At 63.8% G+C, this 18881-nt stretch carries 16 protein-coding genes; 3 read left to right on the forward strand and 13 right to left on the reverse strand.

Going from position 1 to position 18881, the window contains the following annotated elements:
- Nucleotides 1–78 precede the first annotated feature (78 nt).
- From dnaE to B2V17_RS15235, 6 genes are all read right to left on the reverse strand, one after another.
- Nucleotides 79–3633, reverse strand: a complete 3555-nt coding sequence (dnaE, locus tag B2V17_RS15210) for a DNA polymerase III subunit alpha (protein WP_292999126.1) — start codon at nucleotides 3631–3633, stop codon at nucleotides 79–81.
- A 112-nt stretch (nucleotides 3634–3745) separates the two neighbouring features.
- Complete coding sequence (locus B2V17_RS15215; RefSeq protein WP_292999128.1) at nucleotides 3746–4225, reverse strand: glutathione peroxidase; 480 nt, start codon at nucleotides 4223–4225, stop codon at nucleotides 3746–3748.
- Nucleotides 4226–4277: 52 nt separating this feature from the next.
- A complete protein-coding gene (locus tag B2V17_RS15220; protein ID WP_292999130.1) occupies nucleotides 4278–4829 on the reverse strand; it encodes a hypothetical protein in 552 nt (183 codons plus the stop codon).
- On the reverse strand, nucleotides 4829–5506 hold the full coding sequence (locus B2V17_RS15225; protein ID WP_292999132.1) for an ABC transporter ATP-binding protein: 678 nt from the start codon (nucleotides 5504–5506) through the stop codon (nucleotides 4829–4831). Before B2V17_RS15225 ends, B2V17_RS15220 begins: the two co-directional genes overlap by 1 nt.
- Entirely contained in the window at nucleotides 5499–6740 is a 1242-nt protein-coding gene (locus tag B2V17_RS15230) for a lipoprotein-releasing ABC transporter permease subunit (RefSeq protein ID WP_292999134.1), read from the reverse strand. Before B2V17_RS15230 ends, B2V17_RS15225 begins: the two co-directional genes overlap by 8 nt.
- An 89-nt stretch (nucleotides 6741–6829) precedes the next feature.
- Nucleotides 6830–7615, reverse strand: a complete 786-nt coding sequence (locus tag B2V17_RS15235) for an SIMPL domain-containing protein (protein WP_292999136.1) — start codon at nucleotides 7613–7615, stop codon at nucleotides 6830–6832.
- A 172-nt stretch (nucleotides 7616–7787) separates the two neighbouring features.
- Between B2V17_RS15235 and purF the strand changes: the two genes are divergently transcribed.
- The 3 genes from purF to B2V17_RS15250 all read left to right on the forward strand — a co-directional run bounded on the left by purF (nucleotide 7788) and on the right by B2V17_RS15250 (nucleotide 10414).
- A complete protein-coding gene (purF, locus tag B2V17_RS15240; protein WP_292999138.1) occupies nucleotides 7788–9260 on the forward strand; it encodes an amidophosphoribosyltransferase in 1473 nt (490 codons plus the stop codon).
- Nucleotides 9257–9970, forward strand: a complete 714-nt coding sequence (locus tag B2V17_RS15245) for an SDR family NAD(P)-dependent oxidoreductase (RefSeq protein ID WP_292999140.1) — start codon at nucleotides 9257–9259, stop codon at nucleotides 9968–9970. Before purF ends, B2V17_RS15245 begins: the two co-directional genes overlap by 4 nt.
- 84 nt (nucleotides 9971–10054) lie before the next feature.
- Entirely contained in the window at nucleotides 10055–10414 is a 360-nt protein-coding gene (locus B2V17_RS15250; RefSeq protein WP_292999142.1) for a PilZ domain-containing protein, read from the forward strand.
- Nucleotides 10415–10519: 105 nt separating this feature from the next.
- Here the strand turns inward: B2V17_RS15250 and B2V17_RS15255 are convergent, their stop codons facing one another.
- From B2V17_RS15255 to B2V17_RS15285, 7 genes are all read right to left on the reverse strand, one after another.
- Nucleotides 10520–11764: an SAM-dependent methyltransferase gene (locus B2V17_RS15255; protein WP_292999144.1), complete on the reverse strand. Its 1245-nt coding sequence runs from the start codon at nucleotides 11762–11764 to the stop codon at nucleotides 10520–10522.
- 46 nt (nucleotides 11765–11810) lie between these two features.
- Entirely contained in the window at nucleotides 11811–12119 is a 309-nt protein-coding gene (locus B2V17_RS15260) for a PilZ domain-containing protein (RefSeq protein WP_292999146.1), read from the reverse strand.
- Nucleotides 12120–12285: 166 nt separating this feature from the next.
- The gene (locus B2V17_RS15265) at nucleotides 12286–15315 is read right to left on the reverse strand and encodes a TonB-dependent receptor domain-containing protein (protein ID WP_292999148.1); all 3030 of its coding nucleotides are present in this window, start codon (nucleotides 15313–15315) and stop codon (nucleotides 12286–12288) included.
- A 160-nt stretch (nucleotides 15316–15475) separates the two neighbouring features.
- Nucleotides 15476–16954 (reverse strand): D-alanyl-D-alanine carboxypeptidase/D-alanyl-D-alanine endopeptidase, encoded by a 1479-nt coding sequence (gene dacB, locus B2V17_RS15270; RefSeq protein WP_292999150.1) that lies wholly within the window; start codon nucleotides 16952–16954, stop codon nucleotides 15476–15478.
- A 22-nt stretch (nucleotides 16955–16976) separates the two neighbouring features.
- The gene (locus B2V17_RS15275) at nucleotides 16977–17870 is read right to left on the reverse strand and encodes a carbon-nitrogen hydrolase family protein (protein WP_292999152.1); all 894 of its coding nucleotides are present in this window, start codon (nucleotides 17868–17870) and stop codon (nucleotides 16977–16979) included.
- Entirely contained in the window at nucleotides 17867–18454 is a 588-nt protein-coding gene (locus B2V17_RS15280) for a GNAT family N-acetyltransferase (protein ID WP_292999154.1), read from the reverse strand. The genes B2V17_RS15275 and B2V17_RS15280 overlap by 4 nt, the downstream gene beginning before the upstream one ends.
- Nucleotides 18451–18861 carry a ketosteroid isomerase-related protein gene (locus tag B2V17_RS15285; RefSeq protein ID WP_292999156.1) on the reverse strand — a complete coding sequence of 137 codons (411 nt, stop codon included), beginning with the start codon at nucleotides 18859–18861 and terminating at the stop codon, nucleotides 18451–18453. Before B2V17_RS15285 ends, B2V17_RS15280 begins: the two co-directional genes overlap by 4 nt.
- Nucleotides 18862–18881 lie beyond the last annotated feature (20 nt).

Consider the following 18881-nt stretch of genomic DNA (forward strand, 5'->3'; position numbering starts at 1 on the left):
AACGGAAAAAACCCGCTCATCCTGAGGAGCCAATGGGACTGAGCCTGTCGAAGGCTCATTGGCGTCTCGAAGGACAGCTTACGCGACGAGTTTCAGGTGCCCTGCCCCCCGCCGCGCGCTTAGCGACACATTGGCAACTCCTTCGATGGTTGCCAAGCGTTCTGCAAGTTCCCCATCGACCATAAAGTCACGCCCGAGCCGGACCAGCGGCTCCACTCCCTGCCCGGTCCGCAGCCGGGCGATCACTTCGCCCCGACCATCCGCGCCCGGAACCAGCAGCATGGCAAGGTCCGCGAAGACCTCGGGCCGCAGCACGTCGAACTTCAGCACCATACTGGCCGCACTCTTCACTTCGGACAAGGGCCGCGCGCCGCGTACGGTGATCCGCGGCGGCTCGTCCGGGCTGGGCGAATCGAGCTCGACTGTCAGCAGCAGGCAGGTTCCTTCGCGGGCCCATTGCAGCATTGGGTCGACCAGCGTCTCTTCAAAGCAGGCGGCCGAGAACTGGCCCGAGTTGTCGGAGAAATCGGCGCGCACGAAATCGGCCCCGCGCCGGGTCTTGCCGCGGTTCACGCTTTCGACCATCGCCGCCATCACTGCCTGGGCCCGGCCTCCACCGGGCACGCCGGTTTCCATCAGGCTGGCATAGGACCGCGCGCCATTGGCGCTGGCCACCGCGCGCCACTGCTCGACCGGATGAGCGGCGAAATAGAACCCGAAGTTCTCGCGCTCTCTGGCCATCTGCTCGGCCTTGGACCACGGCTCAACCTCGGCCAGACGCAGCGCCGGGGCGGCATGATCCTCTCCGCCGAACAGCCCGGCCTGCCCGCTCGAGCGGGTTCGCTCCGCTTCGTCGGCGACCGCCAGCAGCATGTCGGCATTGGCCAACACCAGCGCCCGATTGGGTTCCAGCGCGTCAAATGCCCCTGCGGCGGCCAGCCCTTCCAGTTGGCGGCGGTTCATCGATCCCTGGGGGGCACGGCGGAACAGGTCTTCCAGGCTGACAAAAGGCCCGTTCGCCTCGCGCTCGGCAACGATCGAATCCATTGCCTTTTCGCCGACGTTGCGAATCCCCGCCAAGGCATAGCGCACGGCATAGCCTTCCTCGGTCCGCTCGACGGTGAATTCGGCCTCGCTGTGGTTGATGTCCGGCCCTTCCAGCGCGTAGCCGGCCCGGCGCAGGTCATCGACGAAGGTCGCGAGTTTTTCCGACTGGTGCATGTCGAAGCACATCGAAGCGGCATAGAATTCGTGCGGGTAATGCGTCTTGAGCCAGGCGGTCTGGTAAGCCAGCAAAGCATAGGCGGCGGCGTGCGACTTGTTGAAGCCATAGCCGGCGAACTTGTCGATCAAGTCGAACAGTTCGTTGGCCTTGGCGGCCTCGATCCCGGAAACCTCGCGGCAGCCATCGACGAAGCGCTGACGCTGCGCATCCATTTCGGCTTGGACCTTCTTGCCCATCGCGCGGCGCAGCAGGTCGGCATCGCCCAGGGAATAGCCGGCCAGGATCTGCGCGGCCTGCATCACCTGTTCCTGATAAACGAAGATGCCGTAGGTTTCAGAGAGGATTCCTTCCAGCTTCTCGTGCGGATATTCGATCGATTCCGCGCCGTTCTTGCGCCGCCCGAACAGCGGGATGTTGTCCATCGGGCCCGGACGGTAGAGCGAGACGAGCGCGATAATGTCGCCGAAATTGGTCGGTTTGACTGCCGCCAGGGTGCGCCGCATTCCTTCGGATTCGAGCTGGAACACACCGACTGTCTCGCCGCGCTGAAGCAGATCGTAAACCTCGCTGTCGTCCCACGGCAGCAGCGACAGGTCGATGGTGATGTCCCGCTTTTCAAGCAGTTGAACCGCCTTCTTCAGAACCGACAGTGTCTTGAGGCCCAGGAAGTCGAACTTGATCAGGCCGGTATCCTCGACATATTTCATGTCGAACTGGGTGACCGGCATGTCCGATCGCGGATCGCGGTAAAGCGGAACCAGCTGCGCCAGCGGACGATCGCCGATCACCACCCCTGCGGCGTGGGTCGAGCTGTTGCGGTTGAGCCCTTCGAGCTGCACCGCCAGATCGACCAGGCGGTGAACCTCGTCGTCGTTATCATACTCACGCTTGAATTCGGCCACGCCGTTGAGCGTCCGCGGCAGGCTCCACGGATCGGTCGGATGATTGGGCACCATCTTGCACAGCCGGTCGACCTGGCCATAGCTCATTTGCAGGATCCGGCCGGTATCGCGCAGCACCGCGCGGGCCTTCAGCTTGCCGAACGTGATGATCTGGGCGACGTGATCGTGGCCGTACTTGGCCTGGACATAGCGGATAACTTCGCCGCGGCGGGTTTCGCAGAAGTCGATATCGAAGTCCGGCATCGAGACGCGTTCCGGGTTGAGGAAGCGTTCGAACAGCAGGCCGAGCCGGATCGGATCGAGATCGGTGATGGTCAGCGCCCAGGCCACCACTGAACCTGCGCCCGAACCGCGCCCCGGTCCCACCGGAATATCATTGTCCTTGGCCCATTTGATGAAGTCGGCCACGATCAGGAAGTAGCCGGCGAAGCCCATCTTGTTGATCACGCCGGTTTCGAAATCGAGCCGGTCGGCGTATTCGAGGAATTCCTCCCCTACCCCGCTCGGCCTGAGCCTGTCGAAGGCCTCGCGCCGGGCCTCGCCTTCGGCACTGAGGGCTTCGACAAGCTCAGCCTGAGCGGCGTTGGGGTAATAGGGTGCAAGCCGGACCGCGAGTCCCGCCCGCGCATCGTCGATCAGCATCTGCGCTTCGCCCGCAGAATCGCCGGCCAGACTTGGCAGCAGCGGCTTGCGCTTGGGCGGGGCAAAGGCGCAGCGCTGCGCGATCACTAGCGTGTTGGCGGTCGCTTCGGGCAGATCCTCGAACAGCTCGCGCATCATCGGCCATGATTTCACCCACCACTGCGGGTTGGAACGCGGCCGCTCAGCTGCGTCGACGTGGGTGGAATTGGCGATGCACAGCATGGCATCGTGCGCGGCGTGGAAATTGGGCTCGCCGTAGGACGCCGGGTTGGTCGCCACCAGCGGCAGATCGCGGGCATAGGCGAGATCGATCAGCGCTTCTTCGGCAGCCTCCTCCAGCGGATCGTCGCGCCGGGCGATCTCGATGTAGAGCCGGTCCGGGAACAGCGCCTGCAGCCGCTCGCAATAGTCCTCTGCCGCTTCGCTCCGCCCTTCAGCCAGCAGCCGCACCAGCGCGCCTTCGCTGGCGGCGGTCAGGCAGATCAGCCCGTCGGAATGGCCGTCGAGATCGGCGAAGGTAACATGTGGTTCCAGCTCAAGCGGGCGATCGAGATGCGCCCGGCTGACCAGGTGGCACAGGTTGTTCCAGCCGGTTTCATTCTGGGCATAGAGCGCCAGCCAGTCGATCGGCCCGGCCAGCTCACGTTGGACCCCCAGCAGCGTACCGATGATCGGCTGGATTCCGGCATCACGGGCCGCCCCGGCGAACGACATTGCGGCGTAGAGCCCGTTGCGATCGGCCAGCGCAATCGCCGGAAAACCGCGGTCCTTGGCCAGCTTGGCGATCGCCTTGGGGTCGATTGCCCCTTCGAGCATCGAATAGCTGGAAAGGACGCGCAGCGGGACGAAAGGTTCGAAGGCCATGGCCAGACCCTAGGCACCAAACCGGGGATTCGCAAAGGGCCGCGTCGGCTTTTCACAAGCTGGAGAGCGATGGTTGGGAAAGCTCCTTCGCTGCCCTTACGGCTCGTCTACGCTAGAGCAGCTTTTCGATGTCCTTGGCGATGCTCTCGGGCTTGTCGGTCGGCGCATAGCGGCGCACCACCTTGCCGCTGCGGTCGACCAGGAACTTGGTGAAGTTCCACTTGATCGACCTGGTGCCCATCAGGCCCGGGGCCTCGCTCTTGAGCCACGAGTAAAGCGCTGGCTCGTTCGGGCCGTTGACCTCAACCTTGGCCATCAGCGGGAACGAGAGCCCGAAGTTGACCTTGCAGAATTCCTCGATCTGCCCGGCATCGCCGGGTTCCTGCGCGCCAAACTGGTTGCACGGAAAGGCCAGCACTTCAAAGCCTTGATCCCCATACTTCTTGTAAAGAGCCTCAAGACCATCGTACTGCGGGGTAAAGCCGCACTTGCTGGCAGTGTTGACCACCAGAAGCACCTTGCCAGCCTTGTCGGCCAGGTTGATCTGTTTGCCGCCCGGCAGGTCGGCGGTAAAGTCGGCGATGGTCGTCATGTTCATGTCCCCAAATTCTCTACTGCGCAGGATAGGCTGGATCGTGCCTGCGTCAATCGCCGCGCCTTGCCCGTAGGTACAGGTAATCGAAGCTGACCTGCCAGGTCAGTCCCTCATCTTCGGAAAATTCGGCGAGCTGACGGACCGAATCCGGATCGAGCCGGGTATAGGTAATCCGCAGCAGCGCATCCTGCGTTGAACCGTTCACGCGCCGCCATGGACCCGCCAGCAGCATTGCTCCCTGATAAAGCCCGCCTTCCAGATCGACGCGGTTGCCATGGGCATCGATCCAGTACTGGTGCCAGCGCCCGGTGATCAGGTCCGGGGCGTTGAGGTTGCCCCCGGCCTTGCCCTGCTGCGGCAACCAGGTTTCGCGGACCGCGCAGCCGTTGTTGATCTTTTCGACCCGGCTTTTGCCGATCAGCGTGCCATCCTGCTTCGCATAGACCGTCCAGTCACCCAGCCAGAAATCGAATGCGGCATAGGTTGCGCCGCTGCAAGCGTCAGCAGGAGCTTCGGCAGCTACGGGTGGCCCTGCGGAGCCAAGTGGAGGAAGCTCTTCTGTCGCGGCCTGAACAAGCGCGAGCGCGGTTAGCAATGGCATTATTCGAGTCGGCCCTCATGCAGGCGCACCACACGGTCCATCCTGGCGGCAAGCCGCTCGTTGTGTGTCGCGACGAGCGCCGCGCTACCGGTGGTGCGGACCAGATCAAGGAACTGGGCGAGCACCTTGTCAGCGGTCTTTTCGTCAAGATTGCCGGTCGGCTCGTCGGCCAGCACCAGCGCTGGGCGATTGGCCAGCGCGCGGGCAACCGCAACGCGTTGCTGTTCGCCGCCGGAAAGCTTGCTCGGGCGATGACTAAGGCGTTCGGCCAGGCCCAATGCGGTGAGCAGTTCGGCCGCGCGCTCCTCCGCCTCGGCCCGCGCCTTGCCGGCCACCAGCTGCGGCAGGACGACGTTTTCCAGCGCCGTGAAATCCGGCAGCAGGTGATGAAACTGGTAGACGAAGCCGACGAAACTGCGGCGCAGGTCGGTTCGCTGATCGGAACTGAGCCCACCTGCCTCTACCCCGGCGATCCTGATCGATCCACCAAAGCCGCCCTCAAGCAGGCCAACCGCCTGGAGCAGCGTGGACTTGCCCGAACCGGACGGACCAAGCAGCGCGACGATTTCACCAGGCTGGACCGCCAGGTTAACCCCGCGCAGCACGTCGATCCGCTCTCCGCCCTGCTCGAAGCTGCGAGTGAGGTCGGTCAGTTCGATTACGGCGGCATCACTCATAGCGTAGCACCTGCACGGGATCGGTGCTGGCCGCGCGCCAGGCCGGGTAAAGCGTCGCGAGGAAGCTGAATCCGAGCGCCATCACGCAGATCAGCGTCACCTCGACCGGATCGGTCCGGCTCGGCAGCTCGGTAAGGAAGCGGATCTGGGGGTCCCACAGGCTTTGCCCCGTGACCAGTTCGATAAAGTGGACGATCGGCTGGCGGAAGAACAGCACCAGAAAGCCCAAAGCCAGTCCGCCCAGCGTGCCGGCCAGCCCGATCACCGAACCGGTGGTGACGAAGATCTTGAGCACCGACTTGCGGCTGGCCCCCATGGTCCGCAAGATCGCAATGTCGCGGGTCTTGGAACGAACCAGCATGATCAGGCTGGAGAGGATGTTGAATGCCGCGACCAGCACGATGATCGACAGCGCAAAGAACATCGCCACCCGCTCAACCTGCAACGCCTCGAACAGGGTAGCATTGATCGTCTTCCAGTCGGCCACGGCGAGCTGCCCGGCATATTTGGCACGAACCGGCTCGACGATTTGGGCGGCCCGATCGGGATCGTCGACTTTGACCTCGATCATCCCCACCGCATCACCCAGCATCAGCAGGGTCTGGGCATCCTGCATCGGCATCACCACGAACCGCTGATCGAGGTCATAGACCCCGATCTCGAAAATCGCCGCGACCTCGTAAGCAACCTGGCGCGGCACCGTGCCGAACGGAGTCGACTGGCCCTGCGGATTGATGATCGTTATGCTGTCGCCCACCCGGAGCCCGAGGTTCATCGCCAGCTGCGAGCCGACCGCAACCTTGCCGGCATCGGGCTTGAGCGCGGCGATGTTGCCGGAGACCACCTTGGGGGCCAGCTCGGCAATGTCTTCCTGGGTCTGACCGCGGTTGAAGATCGCCTCGACCCGGCCGTTGAAGGTGGCGAGCAGCGGCTGCTCAATCAGCGGCGACGCGCTGACCACGCCTGGTGCAGCCTTGGTATCGGCAAGTACCGCCCGCCAATTGTCGATCCGCCCGCCATAGCCCTGGATGATGGCATGGCCGTTCAGCCCGACGATCTTGTCGAACAGTTCGGCGCGGAAACCGTTCATCACGCTCATCACGATCACCAGCATCGCGACTGAAAGCGTAACCACGCCGACCCCGATCCCGGCGACGACCGCAATCACCGCCTCGCTGCGCTCAGGCAGCATATAGCGCTTGGCGATGGTCCATTCGAAGGGGGAGAGGATCAAGCAGGCCTCGGCGCATTGCGGAACGGGGAATTGAGCCGCGATGTAGGCGGCGCCCGCCTTAAGGGCAAGGCCGCCCAGCTCCTGCGCTGCTATTTCGGGGCGATCACGAAGTCGATTGCAACGGTTTCGGTAATCGTTGCACCAAACCATCCGGGCTGGATCCTGCTCGAGCGGTCTTCCATGGTCGCGATGAAGGCGATCAGATCATTCATGTTCATTGCCGGCCGGGCATTGCTGACCCGCTCGATCCGCACCACCCGGTAGCCCAGCGCGTCGGCATAGGCCTCTGCCTCGGCGCGAGCCTTCGCAATTGCCTGCCCCCGCGCCTTCTTGCGGGCAGCAACAGGATCCGATTGAGAGTGGATGATCGAGCGCCTTCCGCCCGCCGCCATCTCTGCTAGCGGGCTTCTCAGCACGCGGTCGACGGTTTCAGAGCCATCGACCTCAACCAGCAGGGTCTTGTTCGCCTCGATCGCTTCGGGGCTGCAATATTCAGACTGCGCTGCCGCACGCACCTTGCCGCGCCTGGGGACGCTCGGCGCAGCCTGGGCTGCTGCTGCTTCGCCGGCCGGACAAACTGCGGCCATGGTCACGAAAGACACATCCCCATCGAGCTTGATCCGGGCAGCATTGATTCCAAATTCGGCAAGTTGTTGTCTGACTTCTGCCTCCTGCTTGGCCAGGCCGGCTTCTGCTGCGGCGTTGCTATCGCCTTGTGTCGAAAGCCTGAGCGGCAGGACCACCCTGTCTGGGGCAATCTGCGCGCTGGCTTCGATATGCAGCGTTACGTTTGGCTCCGCCTGCTTGGCGGGCGCTGGGGCGGCTAAACCGGCGAGGCCCATGGCGACGAGCACGGCAAGAAAACGGGGGGACATGCAACTCTCCTCTCAGACCGCGCCGAGTTGACCGCAACCCGCTGCGCCCGACAAGCGAATTCGTGTGCAGATCAGATGCTTGTTGAGTGCATCCGCGCCTGCCCTTGCCTTCGCGCGCGTTCAGGGCCAAAGGCGCGGGAACAGGGCATTTCCAAGGGCCAGGCGATTCTCCATGAACCTTACCCACCCCTTCCTTGACGCAGACGGTGACAAGCTGCGCGAGGAGTGCGGCATTTTCGGCGTGATCGGCAGCAAGGAAGCCTCGGCCATGACCGCGCTTGGCCTCCACGCATTGCAGCATCGCGGCCAGGAAGCGGTTGGCATCGTCAGCTTCGACGGCAAGGAATTCTTCGCCCGCCGAGGCCTGGGCCACGTCGCCCAGGTTTTTTCAGCCAATTCCCAGTTCGAGGAACTGCCGGGCGAGATGGCCTCGGGTCACGTCCGTTATTCGACCACCGGCGGCCAGGGCCTGCGCAATGTCCAGCCGCTTTACGCCGATCTGGCGCGTGGCGGCTTTTCGGTGGCACACAACGGCAACATTTCCAACGCCATGGCGCTGAAGCGCGAACTGGTGGAGCGCGGCTCGATCTTCCAGTCGAGCAGCGATACAGAGGTCATCATCCACCTGATCGCAACCAGCCGTTTTCCCAAACTGCTTGACCGGTTTGTCGATGCGCTGCGGATGATCGAGGGCGCCTATTCGCTGATCTGCATGACTCCCAAGCGGATGATCGCCTGCCGCGATCCGCTGGGGATCCGTCCGCTGGTGATGGGCAAGATCGGCGATGCCACCGTTTTTGCCAGCGAAAGCGTGGCGCTCGACGTGGTCGGTGCCGAGGTGATCCGCGAAGTCGAGCCCGGCGAGATGATCGAAGTGCGCGCCGATGGCCGGGTATCCAGCCACCGCCCGTTCGGATCGCCCAGCCCGCGGCCTTGCATCTTCGAACACGTCTATTTCAGCCGTCCGGACACGGTGATGGGCGGCCAGTCGGTCTATGAAGTGCGCAAGCGGATCGGCATGGAACTGGCCAAGGAATGTCCAGCCGACGCCGACCTGGTGATACCGGTGCCCGATAGCGGCGTGCCCGCGGCAATCGGTTATGCCCAGCAGAGCGGCATTCCCTTCGAGCTCGGGATCATCCGCTCCCACTATGTCGGGCGGACCTTCATCCAGCCGTCGGATGGCGCCCGCCATGCCGACGTCAAGCGCAAGCACAACGCCAACCGCGCGCTTGTTGCCGGCAAACGGATCGTGTTGATCGACGATTCGATCGTGCGCGGCACCACCTCGATGAAGATCGTGCAGATGATGCGCGATGCCGGGGCCAAGGAGGTGCACTTCCGGGTCGCCAGCCCGCCGACCAGCCATTCGTGCTTCTATGGGGTCGATACGCCCGAGCGGCACAAGCTGCTCGCCGCGCGGATGGATATCCAGGAGATGACCAAGTTCATCGTCGCCGACAGCCTGGGCTTTGTCTCGATTGACGGGCTGTACCGCGCGGTTGGCGAGCCGAGCCGCAATGCCGCTTGCCCGCAGCACTGCGACGCCTGCTTCACCGGCGAATATCCGACCAGCCTGACCGACCTGGCTGAGCGTGAAACCGATACAGCACAATTGCCGCTGACGGTCGGCGAAGTAGTATGACCGACCTGACTGGCCAGATCGCGCTCGTAACGGGCGCGAGCCGCGGGATCGGTGCGGCGATTGCCGAAGCGCTGGCCGGGGCTGGAGCCCATGTCGTTCTGACCGGACGCGACACACGCCTGCTGGAAGCGGTTGAGGAGCGAATCTTCGAAGCCGGTGGCAGTGCAACGATCGCTCCGGTCGATCTGGCCGATGCCGATGGGATTGCGCGGCTGGCCAATGCCGTAGCCGAACGCTGGCACAAACTGGACATCATGGTTCATAGCGCAGCGGTCCTGCCCGAGCTGATGGCCGCCAAGGATATCGATCAGGTCGGCTTTTCCAAAGCGCTGACCGTAAACGTTCTGGCCACCCAGGCGCTGCTCGCCCGGTTCGACCCGCTGCTCAAGGCCAGCGACGATCCCCGGCTGGTTTACCTGACCACCAGCGTCGCCACTGCCCCGAGGGCCTTTTGGGGGGCCTATGCCGCCAGCAAGGCCGCGGCTGAGGTCCTGATTGAATGCCATGCCCAGGAAACCCGTAACATCAGCAAGTTACGGGTCGCAATTGTCGATCCAGGGGCAACCCGCACAGCGATGCGGGCCAAGGCCTATCCGGGCGAAGATCCCAAGACCGTGAAAGCGCCCGAGGTCGTCGCCAACCGCGTGGTTGATTTGCTTGGTGAACAGTTCGCCAGCCCGCACCGCGAACGGGTTAACCACGCATCGTAAAGTGCGGGCAACCGCGCTGCTCCATATTCGGCAAAGCTTACCGCAAAACCCCGCGCTAAGCCTGTCACACAAGGGGCGTTTAAAATGGCCGAAAACCTGCTGATCCAAAGGGATTCCTATTTCACAGCCGCGCAAGAGGACCGCAGCGCGCCGCGCACGCGGATTACCATTCCCGCGATGATGCGGGTATCGGGCGGCCGCGGCTTTCAAACCGTGGTCCACGACCTTTCTCTGAGCGGCTTTTGCGCCGCGGCGGTCAACCGGGTTCACCCCGGCACCGTCTGCTGGCTGACCTTGCCGGGGATCGAAGCCCTGCAGGCCGAAGTGGTCTGGTGGGACAACAGCCTGACCGGCTGTGCCTTCGAGAAGCTGCTCTCGCCTATCGTTCACGACAACATCCTGACCCGCTGGCGCGCCGACGCTCCGTTCAGACCGCTGGCCTGACGGACCGGGCCAGGCCGGAACTCCTGCCCGGGCGCGCGGTTCGCAAAACTCCGTGTGTCCCTACCCCCCATAGCACGGCAGATCCGTGCCCGGGCAGGAGCCAAGTCAAAGCGGCCGGGTTAGCGTAACCTGCCGGACATCGATTCCGCCGCCGCGGAATCCGCCTTCGCAATACATCAGGTAGAACCGCCAGAGCCGGACGAAACGATCGTCGAACCCAGCCGGCAAGCGCCCCTCTGCCGCCGCATGCTCAAACGCCCCGCGCCAGAGCCGAAGCGTTTCAGCATAGTCGATCCCGAAGCAGGCCTGATCCTCCCAGCCCAGCCCGCGCTCTGCCGCCAGCTTGCGAAATGCTGCCTCGCTGACCAGCATGCCGCCCGGGAAAACATAGGCCTGGATGAAATCGGCGCTGGCGGCATAGGCCGGGAACAGCTCGTCGCGGATCGTGATGTACTGGATTGCCGCGCGACCGCCCGGTTTCAGGCAGCAGGCCAAGCAATCGAAAAAGTCGGGCCAATAGGCCTGCCCCACCGCCTCGACCATTTCGACACTGACGATTGCATCGAATTGCCCGGTGACATCGCGGTAGTCCTGATTGCGAAAGTCGATGGCCGCGGCGCGGTGCGCGCGGGCATAGGCCAGTTGCTCGTCCGACAGGCTGATCGCGGTCACCGCCATGCCGGCATCGTGGCAACGCTGTGCCAGCGCGCCCCAGCCGCAGCCGATCTCAAGCACCGAAGCGGACCCGGCAATCCGCTCGACAATCGTATCGAGCTTGCACTGCTGGGCGACAGCCAGGTCCCGCCCCGCCCCGTCGAACCGCGCGCTTGAATAGACCAGTTCGGGATCGAGCCAGGCCGAATAGAAATCATTGCCGAGGTCGTAATGGGCGTGGATGTTTCGGCGCGCGCCCGCGCGGCTGTTGCGGCGCAGAACGTTGAGCAGGCGGCCGAGCCAGCGCCAGGGCCCATGTGCCCGTCCGGTATCGCCCAGCGCATCGGCATTGGCGACGAACAGCGCCAGCAGTTGTACGGGATCGGGACTGGCCCAGTCGCCCGCTTCCCAGCCCTGATAGGCGCCGATCGAACCCGCCGTCGCCATGCGCAGCAGCGCGCGCCAGCTGCGCAGATCGACCACAGCTTCGAAACCGGGAGACCGTCCGCCCAGGGTGCGACGTGATCCATCGGGCAAGGTTACGCGGATGCTACCGCTTTCCAGCCCGCGGTCGATCCGGTCCAGCAAGGGTTCGGCCCGGCCCGCGATCAGCCGCGCCAGCCAGGTCGGGCCGCTGCGCAATACGCGCGCGCCTTCGATCAGGTCGTGACCGCGATCAGGATGGAGGCTTGCCATGGCCGGGTTATGTCGCGGCGCGCGCCCGACGGCAACGCTGCGCGGCTCAATGGCGGTTGGCAATCACCGATTCAAGGATGACCGGATTGAGCGGGCGGATGAATTCGCAACCAAATTCGAAGTTCGCCACCCAGGCGACCCTCGCCTCGATCGATTCCATACCCGGCAGTTTGATGTAGAAACGATCATCGACATGGACCAGGAACACGCCTTCGATCCTTGCGCCGAATTCGGAAATGTCCCGCACTTTGACGTTCGCCCGGCGAGTGCCGGCGCGGAATTGCACTTCAGCTGCCCAGAACCGCCGTTCGGTCCTGCGCCCACCTGTCGTCTTGAATGCCGGCTCATTTGCCATGTTCAAACCGTTGCAACCTGTTTTTGCGCCCAACTGTAATGTGGCAAATCAGGGTAAACGGCCAGTTAATGAAGAAATGTCCGGCATATTAGTCGCTTAAGCGAAAAGAGGCGCGGGAATGCTTGATTCCCGCGCCACTGTTTCGGCGATTTTCCCGGATCCGGGATCAGAACTTGGCCTCGACCGCCACCGTAACCGAGCGGCCACGCGGATCGGCAACCCGCGGTTCCCAGCTGCTGCCAGCCCCGGTGTTGCTGTCATAGGTGATCGCGAAGGGCGGATCGGTGTTGAACACGTTCTTGACGCCAAGCGTCAGCTGCAGGCGATCGTCGATCTTCTGCGAAACGGTCATGTTGTAGATCATGTACGGCTTGACGCGGGGATTGAATTCGGGCCGCGCGGCCGAGCCCGGCAGGGCCTGGTTGGCATAGCCGCCGCGATAAATCTGCGAGAATGTCAGCCCGAAATCACCCTTGGTATAGCTGATCCAGGCATTGTGCTTCCACTTCAGCCCCAGGTCTCCGGCAAAGGAGAACACGCCTAAGAGGTTGCTGTAGTTGAGGTTGGGAAGCAGCTTTTCCTTCTTCTCGATCAGCAGCGTTCCATCGAAGCCCATCGAGACGGTGCCGCCCAGGCCATCGATTGCGCCGCGCGCGCTGAAATCGATGCCGCGGGTCCGGCGCGAGCCGAAGTTGCCGGTGCGCAGGTCAACCAGGGTGATGATCCCGCCGGTCCGCACGATCCGTTCCGGGAAGGCCTGGTAGTTGGCCAGCAGCTGCGGAATGGTGATCGAACCGATCACGTCATCCACCGCAATTGACCAGTAATCGGCCGAGAAGCTCACCCGGTTCATCGGCCGCAGCACGATCCCGACGGTGTACTGCTTGGAAGTTTCCGGCCCGAGGTTGAGGTTGCCGCCCGAAAGCGAATCCGGGTTGATCTGGGCGCAGCCAGGGGTGACGTTGACCACGCCGCCGGCCGGGCAGGTGCTCGGATCGGTCAGGGTGTTGCCCGGGTTTGGCGACTGAGTAACGCCGTTGTTGATCTGGTTGAAGCTCGGCACGCGGAAGCCGGTGCTGTAGGATCCGCGCAGCATGATGAAGTCCATCGGCTGGAATTTGGCGGTGAACTTGGGGTTCACCGTTGATCCGAACCCGGTGTAATCGTCAACCCGCACAGCGCCGCTGATTTCGAGCATGTCGAAGATCGGCAACAGGACTTCGGCATAGGCTGCCTTCACATCGCGCGAGACTTCGGTCAGTGCGTTGACGTTGTCGAAGGCGACGTTGAAGATGTCGGGCGAGGTGATTGCACCGGCCGACGAACCGTCGAAGCTGTAGGATTCCTTGCGGTAGTCGACGCCCAAGGCCAACTGTGCCCGGCCGCCCGGCAGATCGAACAGGCTGCCCGAAACCGAGAAGTCGAACTGGCGGACCTTGTACTTCCCGCCATAGAGCTTGACCCCGCGGGCCGAAACGGCATTGAGCGCCGCCATGGCTTCGGGGGTCTGCACGACCGAGAAGGGATTGATGATCCCGCTGTTGAACAGGCCGACGATACCCGGAGCGGTAGCACCCGGCGCGGTCGGTGCGCGCGGATCGGCGCGGCCGGTTGCTGCGCCCGCTACGCCCGAGGCGCTGGCCTGCGCCGTCGAGGTGAACACGCCGCGATAGTGATAGCCTGAGCCGAGCTCCGACGTCGCCTTGCTCTGCGCATAGGAGGCACCGGCGCGGTATTCCCAATCGGCAAACAGCGGGCCTTCCAGCCCGACTGCGGCACGCAGGGTCTTGGTATTGGTGGTATATTCGCGCGGTCCGCAGGCGATGCAGCGGAACCGGAAGGCGATCGGCATGCCATAGCGCCCGGTCGCGTCGACGGTGCGATCCCCGACCGCGCCTAGCGCGGGCAGCGCCGCCGCCAACTGGTCATAGACCGAGTTGTAGGTTGCGGCAGTGAGAGAATTGAGCGGATAGGCGATCGGCAGCGACGTGTTGTTAGCCGAATACTGATTGTGCGAGAAAATCTTGTGCGAGGTCGCATCCGATCCGGTCACTTCCGCATAGACCTGATGCCCGCCGCCCAGGTTGGCAGTGGCGCGGCCATAATAGGTCAGGGTCTTGAGCGGCTGCTGGAGCGTCGCGGCGCGGCCCGTATCCCAGGCGCAGGCCAGGGCTGCGGTCGGGTTGGACCACAGCACCGCATCATAGGCCATGCCGCCGTCCATCGTTTCGCAGCCAGCTCCGCCCGGCAGGTCAAGGATGTTGACCCCGCCGCTAGCCGGGGTTGTGGTACCGGGGATGAAGAAGCCCGGATTGGCCGAAAGCGATCCAACCGTTGTTCCGCCCAGCAGCGTCCCACCCTGGGTAATGCCCACCAAAGCTGCGGTCGGGTTGATCGGGAAGGCCGTTGCAACCGGAGTACCACGGGTATCGATCGAAAGACCCCGGTTAGGCTGGTTACCGTTGACGAAATCGCGGTCCTTGCCGAACAGGATTCCGTTGGTGGAATAGCTGACCGAGCCCATCACGTTAAAGCCCTGCTCGTCCAGCTTGCCCCAACCGGCGGTGCCCGAAACCCGATAGATCGTCGCGTCGCCTTCCTGGGTGAAATCGGTGAAGCCGTTGAGCGTCAGGCCGGTGAAGTCCTTCTTGGTGATGAAGTTGATCACCCCGCCGATCGCGTCGGTTCCATAGATGGCCGACGCTCCGTCCTTCAGCACTTCGACCCGTTCGATCGCGGCGAAGGGGATTTGGTTGACGTCAACCGCCGAGCCCTGAAGCCCGTGCGCGGCGACGCGGCGACCGTTGAGCAGGACCAGGGTGGAAGCGCTGCCCTGCCCGCGCAGGTTCGCGGCGGAAAGCCCGTTGGTGCCGCGCTGCGCGCCCGACACAACGTCGGAGTTCGAAGCGAGATTGTCTGCGCCGTTGCCGTTGGCGGCAAGGAAGGAGATCATCTGCTCCGGGCTGGAAATTCCCTCGCGGCCGAGATCGGCCGGGACGAGGATTTCAAGCGGAAGCGCGCTCTTGCTAGGATCCTGCTTGATCCGCGAACCGGTGACAACGATTAGCCCCGTGTCTTCCGCCTCAGCCTTGTTGGGTGAGGAGATGTCGGAGTCCTGCGCGAGCGCCGGAGCGGCAAAGGCACCCAACGAAACGCCGCAAGCCAGAACTGACCGGATGATGCTCCGTGAAATCATCGTAACCCCCTATCCAAACGCCAAAGTGCAATGGCGGCAGACTATCAAAGCAAACCGCAGTCGCCAGTGCCTAGATAGCGTTCGGTTCGCTTTCGCTATCGATTGTCGGGGATTGCGGCAACATTGTTGCAGCCGCGCCACACGGCCATGTCGCAATTGTTCAATTACCTGCAGCGACCGCCAACAGCACGGCTTCCATCGCCGGCAAGGCGCTCGCGCCATCGGGTACATCGTTGGCGAAGAAGGCGAAGCTGAAGCGCCGCCCCCTGGCGGTCCGAAACGTACCCGACAAGGCATTGGTGGCGTTAAGCGTGCCGGTCTTTGCGGTCAGATTGCCTTCCAATGGCGTGCCGATGAAGCGCCGCTTCAGCGTCCCGTCACGCCCGGCAACCGGCAGCGAAGCGTGCCAGACCGAACCCCATGGCTGGCCATCGATCCAGCGCAACAGCGCGATCATCGCGCGGGGGGAAACGCGATTATAGGTCGACATGCCCGAACCGTCGGAGAAGTCGTATCCGGCGCGGGGAATGCCGGCTTTTTCGAACAGGCCGTTCATGGCCTTCCCGGCCCATTGCTCGGACCCGGTTCCTTCCCGATCGCCCAGCCGCCGAAACAGCACCTGCGCGTGCAGGTTTTGGCTGACCTGATTGATCACCACCACGTCCTCGGCCAACGGCGGCGGGATGAGGCGGGCCAGGGGCGCCATGCCTGGCATTGTCAGCGGGGCCATTCCTTCCTGCGGACGGACCATATCGCGCAATTGCAGTGGCCGGTGAACCGCCCGCACTTTGCCGGTCACCTTGACCCCGCGTCGTTCCAACATACCTTTGAAGACAAAGGCCGCATAGTGCGCTGGATCGTCGATCCCGATCCGTTCGGTCCAGGGCTTCGCTCCCAGTCCGATGGTTCCGAACAGCCGCAATTCGCTGCCATTGACCGCCCGATCGAGGAACAGCTCGGTCTTGCGACCCACTGGGCCCGTTGCCGCTTCATTGCGCAACGTGAAATAGGCGGGAATGGTCACCACAGGCGGCTGTCCCGCAGCGCCAGGGGTCACTACGATCCGCAATTCGTTGTCATCAAGGTTGAGCGAGGAAGTGGCCGTGCCGGAATCAGTGCCGATATTGTTCCAGCTCATTCCCGGAACCCAGCGCTGGTCGGGCCAGAAGGTGTCGTCACCGACGACATCGTGGACCTTGCGGGTCTTCGCTGCCACGGCATCGGCCAGTTCGGCGAGGCAATTGGCCTTGCAGTCCGCCGCGCTCGACATCCGGGCGTCGCCGCGCCCGCGCAGCACCACATTGGGGCCGCCCTTGCCCGGAACCAGCGCGACCTCGGTCCCGCCAACGGAATCCGGCTGATCCATCCCCGGCAGCAGCGCATAGGCCGCCGCCGTGGTGAACATCTTGGTATTGGATGCAGGGATGAAGCGCTGGTCGGGGTTGACCGAAACCACCACCTTGCCCGCCTCGTCCACGACCAGCAGCCCGAAGCGGGTGCCTTGCGGCGCGGCAGCCAGCGTGGATTCGACCTGCTGCTGCATCGTCTTGGCCGGAACCGCCTGCACGGCGGCTGGCGCATCGGCCAGCGCCGGAGCGGACAGTGCAAAAAGGGCGAGCGGGATCAGCGGTCTGAACATCGTGGCCAGACTGCCCTGCCCTTCAGCGCAAGTCCACCACCTCGACCGGTGGGAGCGGGTCGCCGCCCGGCTGCTCGGCCCAGTGACGGGCATTGAGGACTCCACCGTCGGCGCGCAGTTCGGCAACTTTGCCAAGGTCCACTTCGGCAAGGACCCATTGCGCAGCGTCCATTTCGCCGATCGCCAGCACGCCATTGGCCGGCATGCCGCGATCGGGCGGGCCATAGACCGCCGCCGCGCCGCGATTGACGTCAACCGCCGGAGACCAGTCTGCCGTGCCAACCGTGGGCGACTGGACCGCATAGCACTGCCCCTCCAACGCACGGGCCTGCGCGCCCAGCCGGACGCGCCAGTAACCGTGCTCGCTATCGGTGCACGAGGGGACCAGCAGCAGCTCCATCCCGGCCTCGACCTGAGCGCGAGCCAGCAATGGAAACTCGCTGTCGTAACAGATGTTTATCCCGATTATTCCAAGTGCGGTCTGAAACAGCCGCAACGGCGAAGAGGCGGAAACGTGCCACTCCTCACGCTCGAACCGGGTCATGACCAGCTTGTCCTGGATCCCGAGTTTGCCCTGCGGGGTGAACAGCCGGGCACGGTTGACGTAACGATCGCCGACCGCGCAGGGCGCGCTCGCGGCGAGGATATGCAGATCATATTTCCGGGCTAGATCGGCATGCAACGCATCGACTTGCGGCAACAGCGCGCTGACTGACGCGAGTGAACCCGCCAGATCGCCCATCGTAGCCGGATCGAGTGAGGCCAGCTCCATTGCGCCATACTCGGGAAACACCGCCAGCCTTGCCCCGCCCCGGGCCGCCGCCTCCACCCACATTTCAAGCTTGGCGGCATAGGCTGACCAGTCGGCCAGCTGCTCGATCGGATACTGCGCAGCAGCCACGGTGAAGCGGGTCACAGGGCGCGCATCCAGTATTGCATCGGCTTGAGGCTTTCGCCCGCCTCCCCATGTTCCTTCCAGGCCAGTTCGGTGATGAAGCCGGGAACCGGGGCATAGCCGCGTTTGGCCCAGAAGGCTTCCAGGGGGGTGTAGCCGTCCGGCCGCGCCGGATGGTCATCGGGGCGGATCACTGCGGCAAAGGTCGCAGCCGTAGCGCCGCAACGGCGCGCCTGCTCCTCGCGGTGGTCGAAAAAGGCATGGCCGATCCCGTGCCCGCGATAGTCGGACAGCAGCACGCTCTCGCCGAAGTAGAACAAACGGTCGGTCGCAATCCCGCGCGCTTCGAACGGCGCACGGAATTCGGCTTTTTGCGCCCACATCGGGCTGGCTGTGGCCGCTCCAACGATCCGATCCGCGTCAAAGGCCGCGACGAGTACGGCATCGGGGGCGGCGACGAATTCCTTCAGGTATTCCGCCTCGTAACCCGCATCGCCATCGTAGAGATAGGGAAAGGCGGCAAAGACCGCGATCCGCAGCGCGGCCAGATCGGCGATTGCGGCGCGGATTTCCGCGCCGGTCAGCGGGCGGACGGTTAGCGTCAACCGACCACCTGCGCGGTCCAGTCGGCCAGGTTGTAGTAGACCGTTACCCTGGTGATCTTGCCATCCGCGATCGCGAAGAAAGCCCCGGCCGGCAGGACATAGGTCTGTCCGGCGGCTTCGGGCAGGCCTTCATCGGTGGAGAGATACTCGCCATGGACAGTGAATTCCGCCGCACCGCGCGTGCCATCATCGCTGGCCATCAGCACGATCCCGTCGAGCCGCTCCTTGTAGCAACGCTCCATATGGGCAAGAAAAGCGCCGAAGACGGCCTTGCCGCGCTGGGTTGCGCCCTGGTTGATATCGTGCGCTACGTCATCGTCGAGGCAATCGAGCATCCCTTGCCAGTCACCGGCGTTGAAGGCGGCGTAGTAGCGGGTCAGCAGGGCAAGGGCTTCGGCACGGTCCATCGGGTCTCTCCTTCGCGGCG

The sequence above is a fragment of the Novosphingobium sp. UBA6272 genome (assembly GCF_002440635.1).
Classification (GTDB): Bacteria; Pseudomonadota; Alphaproteobacteria; order Sphingomonadales; family Sphingomonadaceae; genus Novosphingobium.

Coding starts and splice junctions, on each gene's coding strand:
- B2V17_RS15220 (WP_292999130.1), bottom strand. CDS start 4,829: ATGCCATTGCTAACCGCGCTCGCGCTTGTTCAGGCCGCGACAGAAGAG.
- B2V17_RS15255 (WP_292999144.1), bottom strand. CDS start 11,764: ATGGCAAGCCTCCATCCTGATCGCGGTCACGACCTGATCGAAGGCGCG.
- B2V17_RS15235 (WP_292999136.1), bottom strand. CDS start 7,615: ATGTCCCCCCGTTTTCTTGCCGTGCTCGTCGCCATGGGCCTCGCCGGT.
- B2V17_RS15265 (WP_292999148.1), bottom strand. CDS start 15,315: ATGATTTCACGGAGCATCATCCGGTCAGTTCTGGCTTGCGGCGTTTCG.
- B2V17_RS15250 (WP_292999142.1), top strand. CDS start 10,055: ATGGCCGAAAACCTGCTGATCCAAAGGGATTCCTATTTCACAGCCGCG.
- B2V17_RS15225 (WP_292999132.1), bottom strand. CDS start 5,506: ATGAGTGATGCCGCCGTAATCGAACTGACCGACCTCACTCGCAGCTTC.
- B2V17_RS15215 (WP_292999128.1), bottom strand. CDS start 4,225: ATGACGACCATCGCCGACTTTACCGCCGACCTGCCGGGCGGCAAACAG.
- B2V17_RS15285 (WP_292999156.1), bottom strand. CDS start 18,861: ATGGACCGTGCCGAAGCCCTTGCCCTGCTGACCCGCTACTACGCCGCC.
- dnaE (WP_292999126.1), bottom strand. CDS start 3,633: ATGGCCTTCGAACCTTTCGTCCCGCTGCGCGTCCTTTCCAGCTATTCG.
- dacB (WP_292999150.1), bottom strand. CDS start 16,954: ATGTTCAGACCGCTGATCCCGCTCGCCCTTTTTGCACTGTCCGCTCCG.
- purF (WP_292999138.1), top strand. CDS start 7,788: ATGAACCTTACCCACCCCTTCCTTGACGCAGACGGTGACAAGCTGCGC.
- B2V17_RS15245 (WP_292999140.1), top strand. CDS start 9,257: ATGACCGACCTGACTGGCCAGATCGCGCTCGTAACGGGCGCGAGCCGC.
- B2V17_RS15260 (WP_292999146.1), bottom strand. CDS start 12,119: ATGGCAAATGAGCCGGCATTCAAGACGACAGGTGGGCGCAGGACCGAA.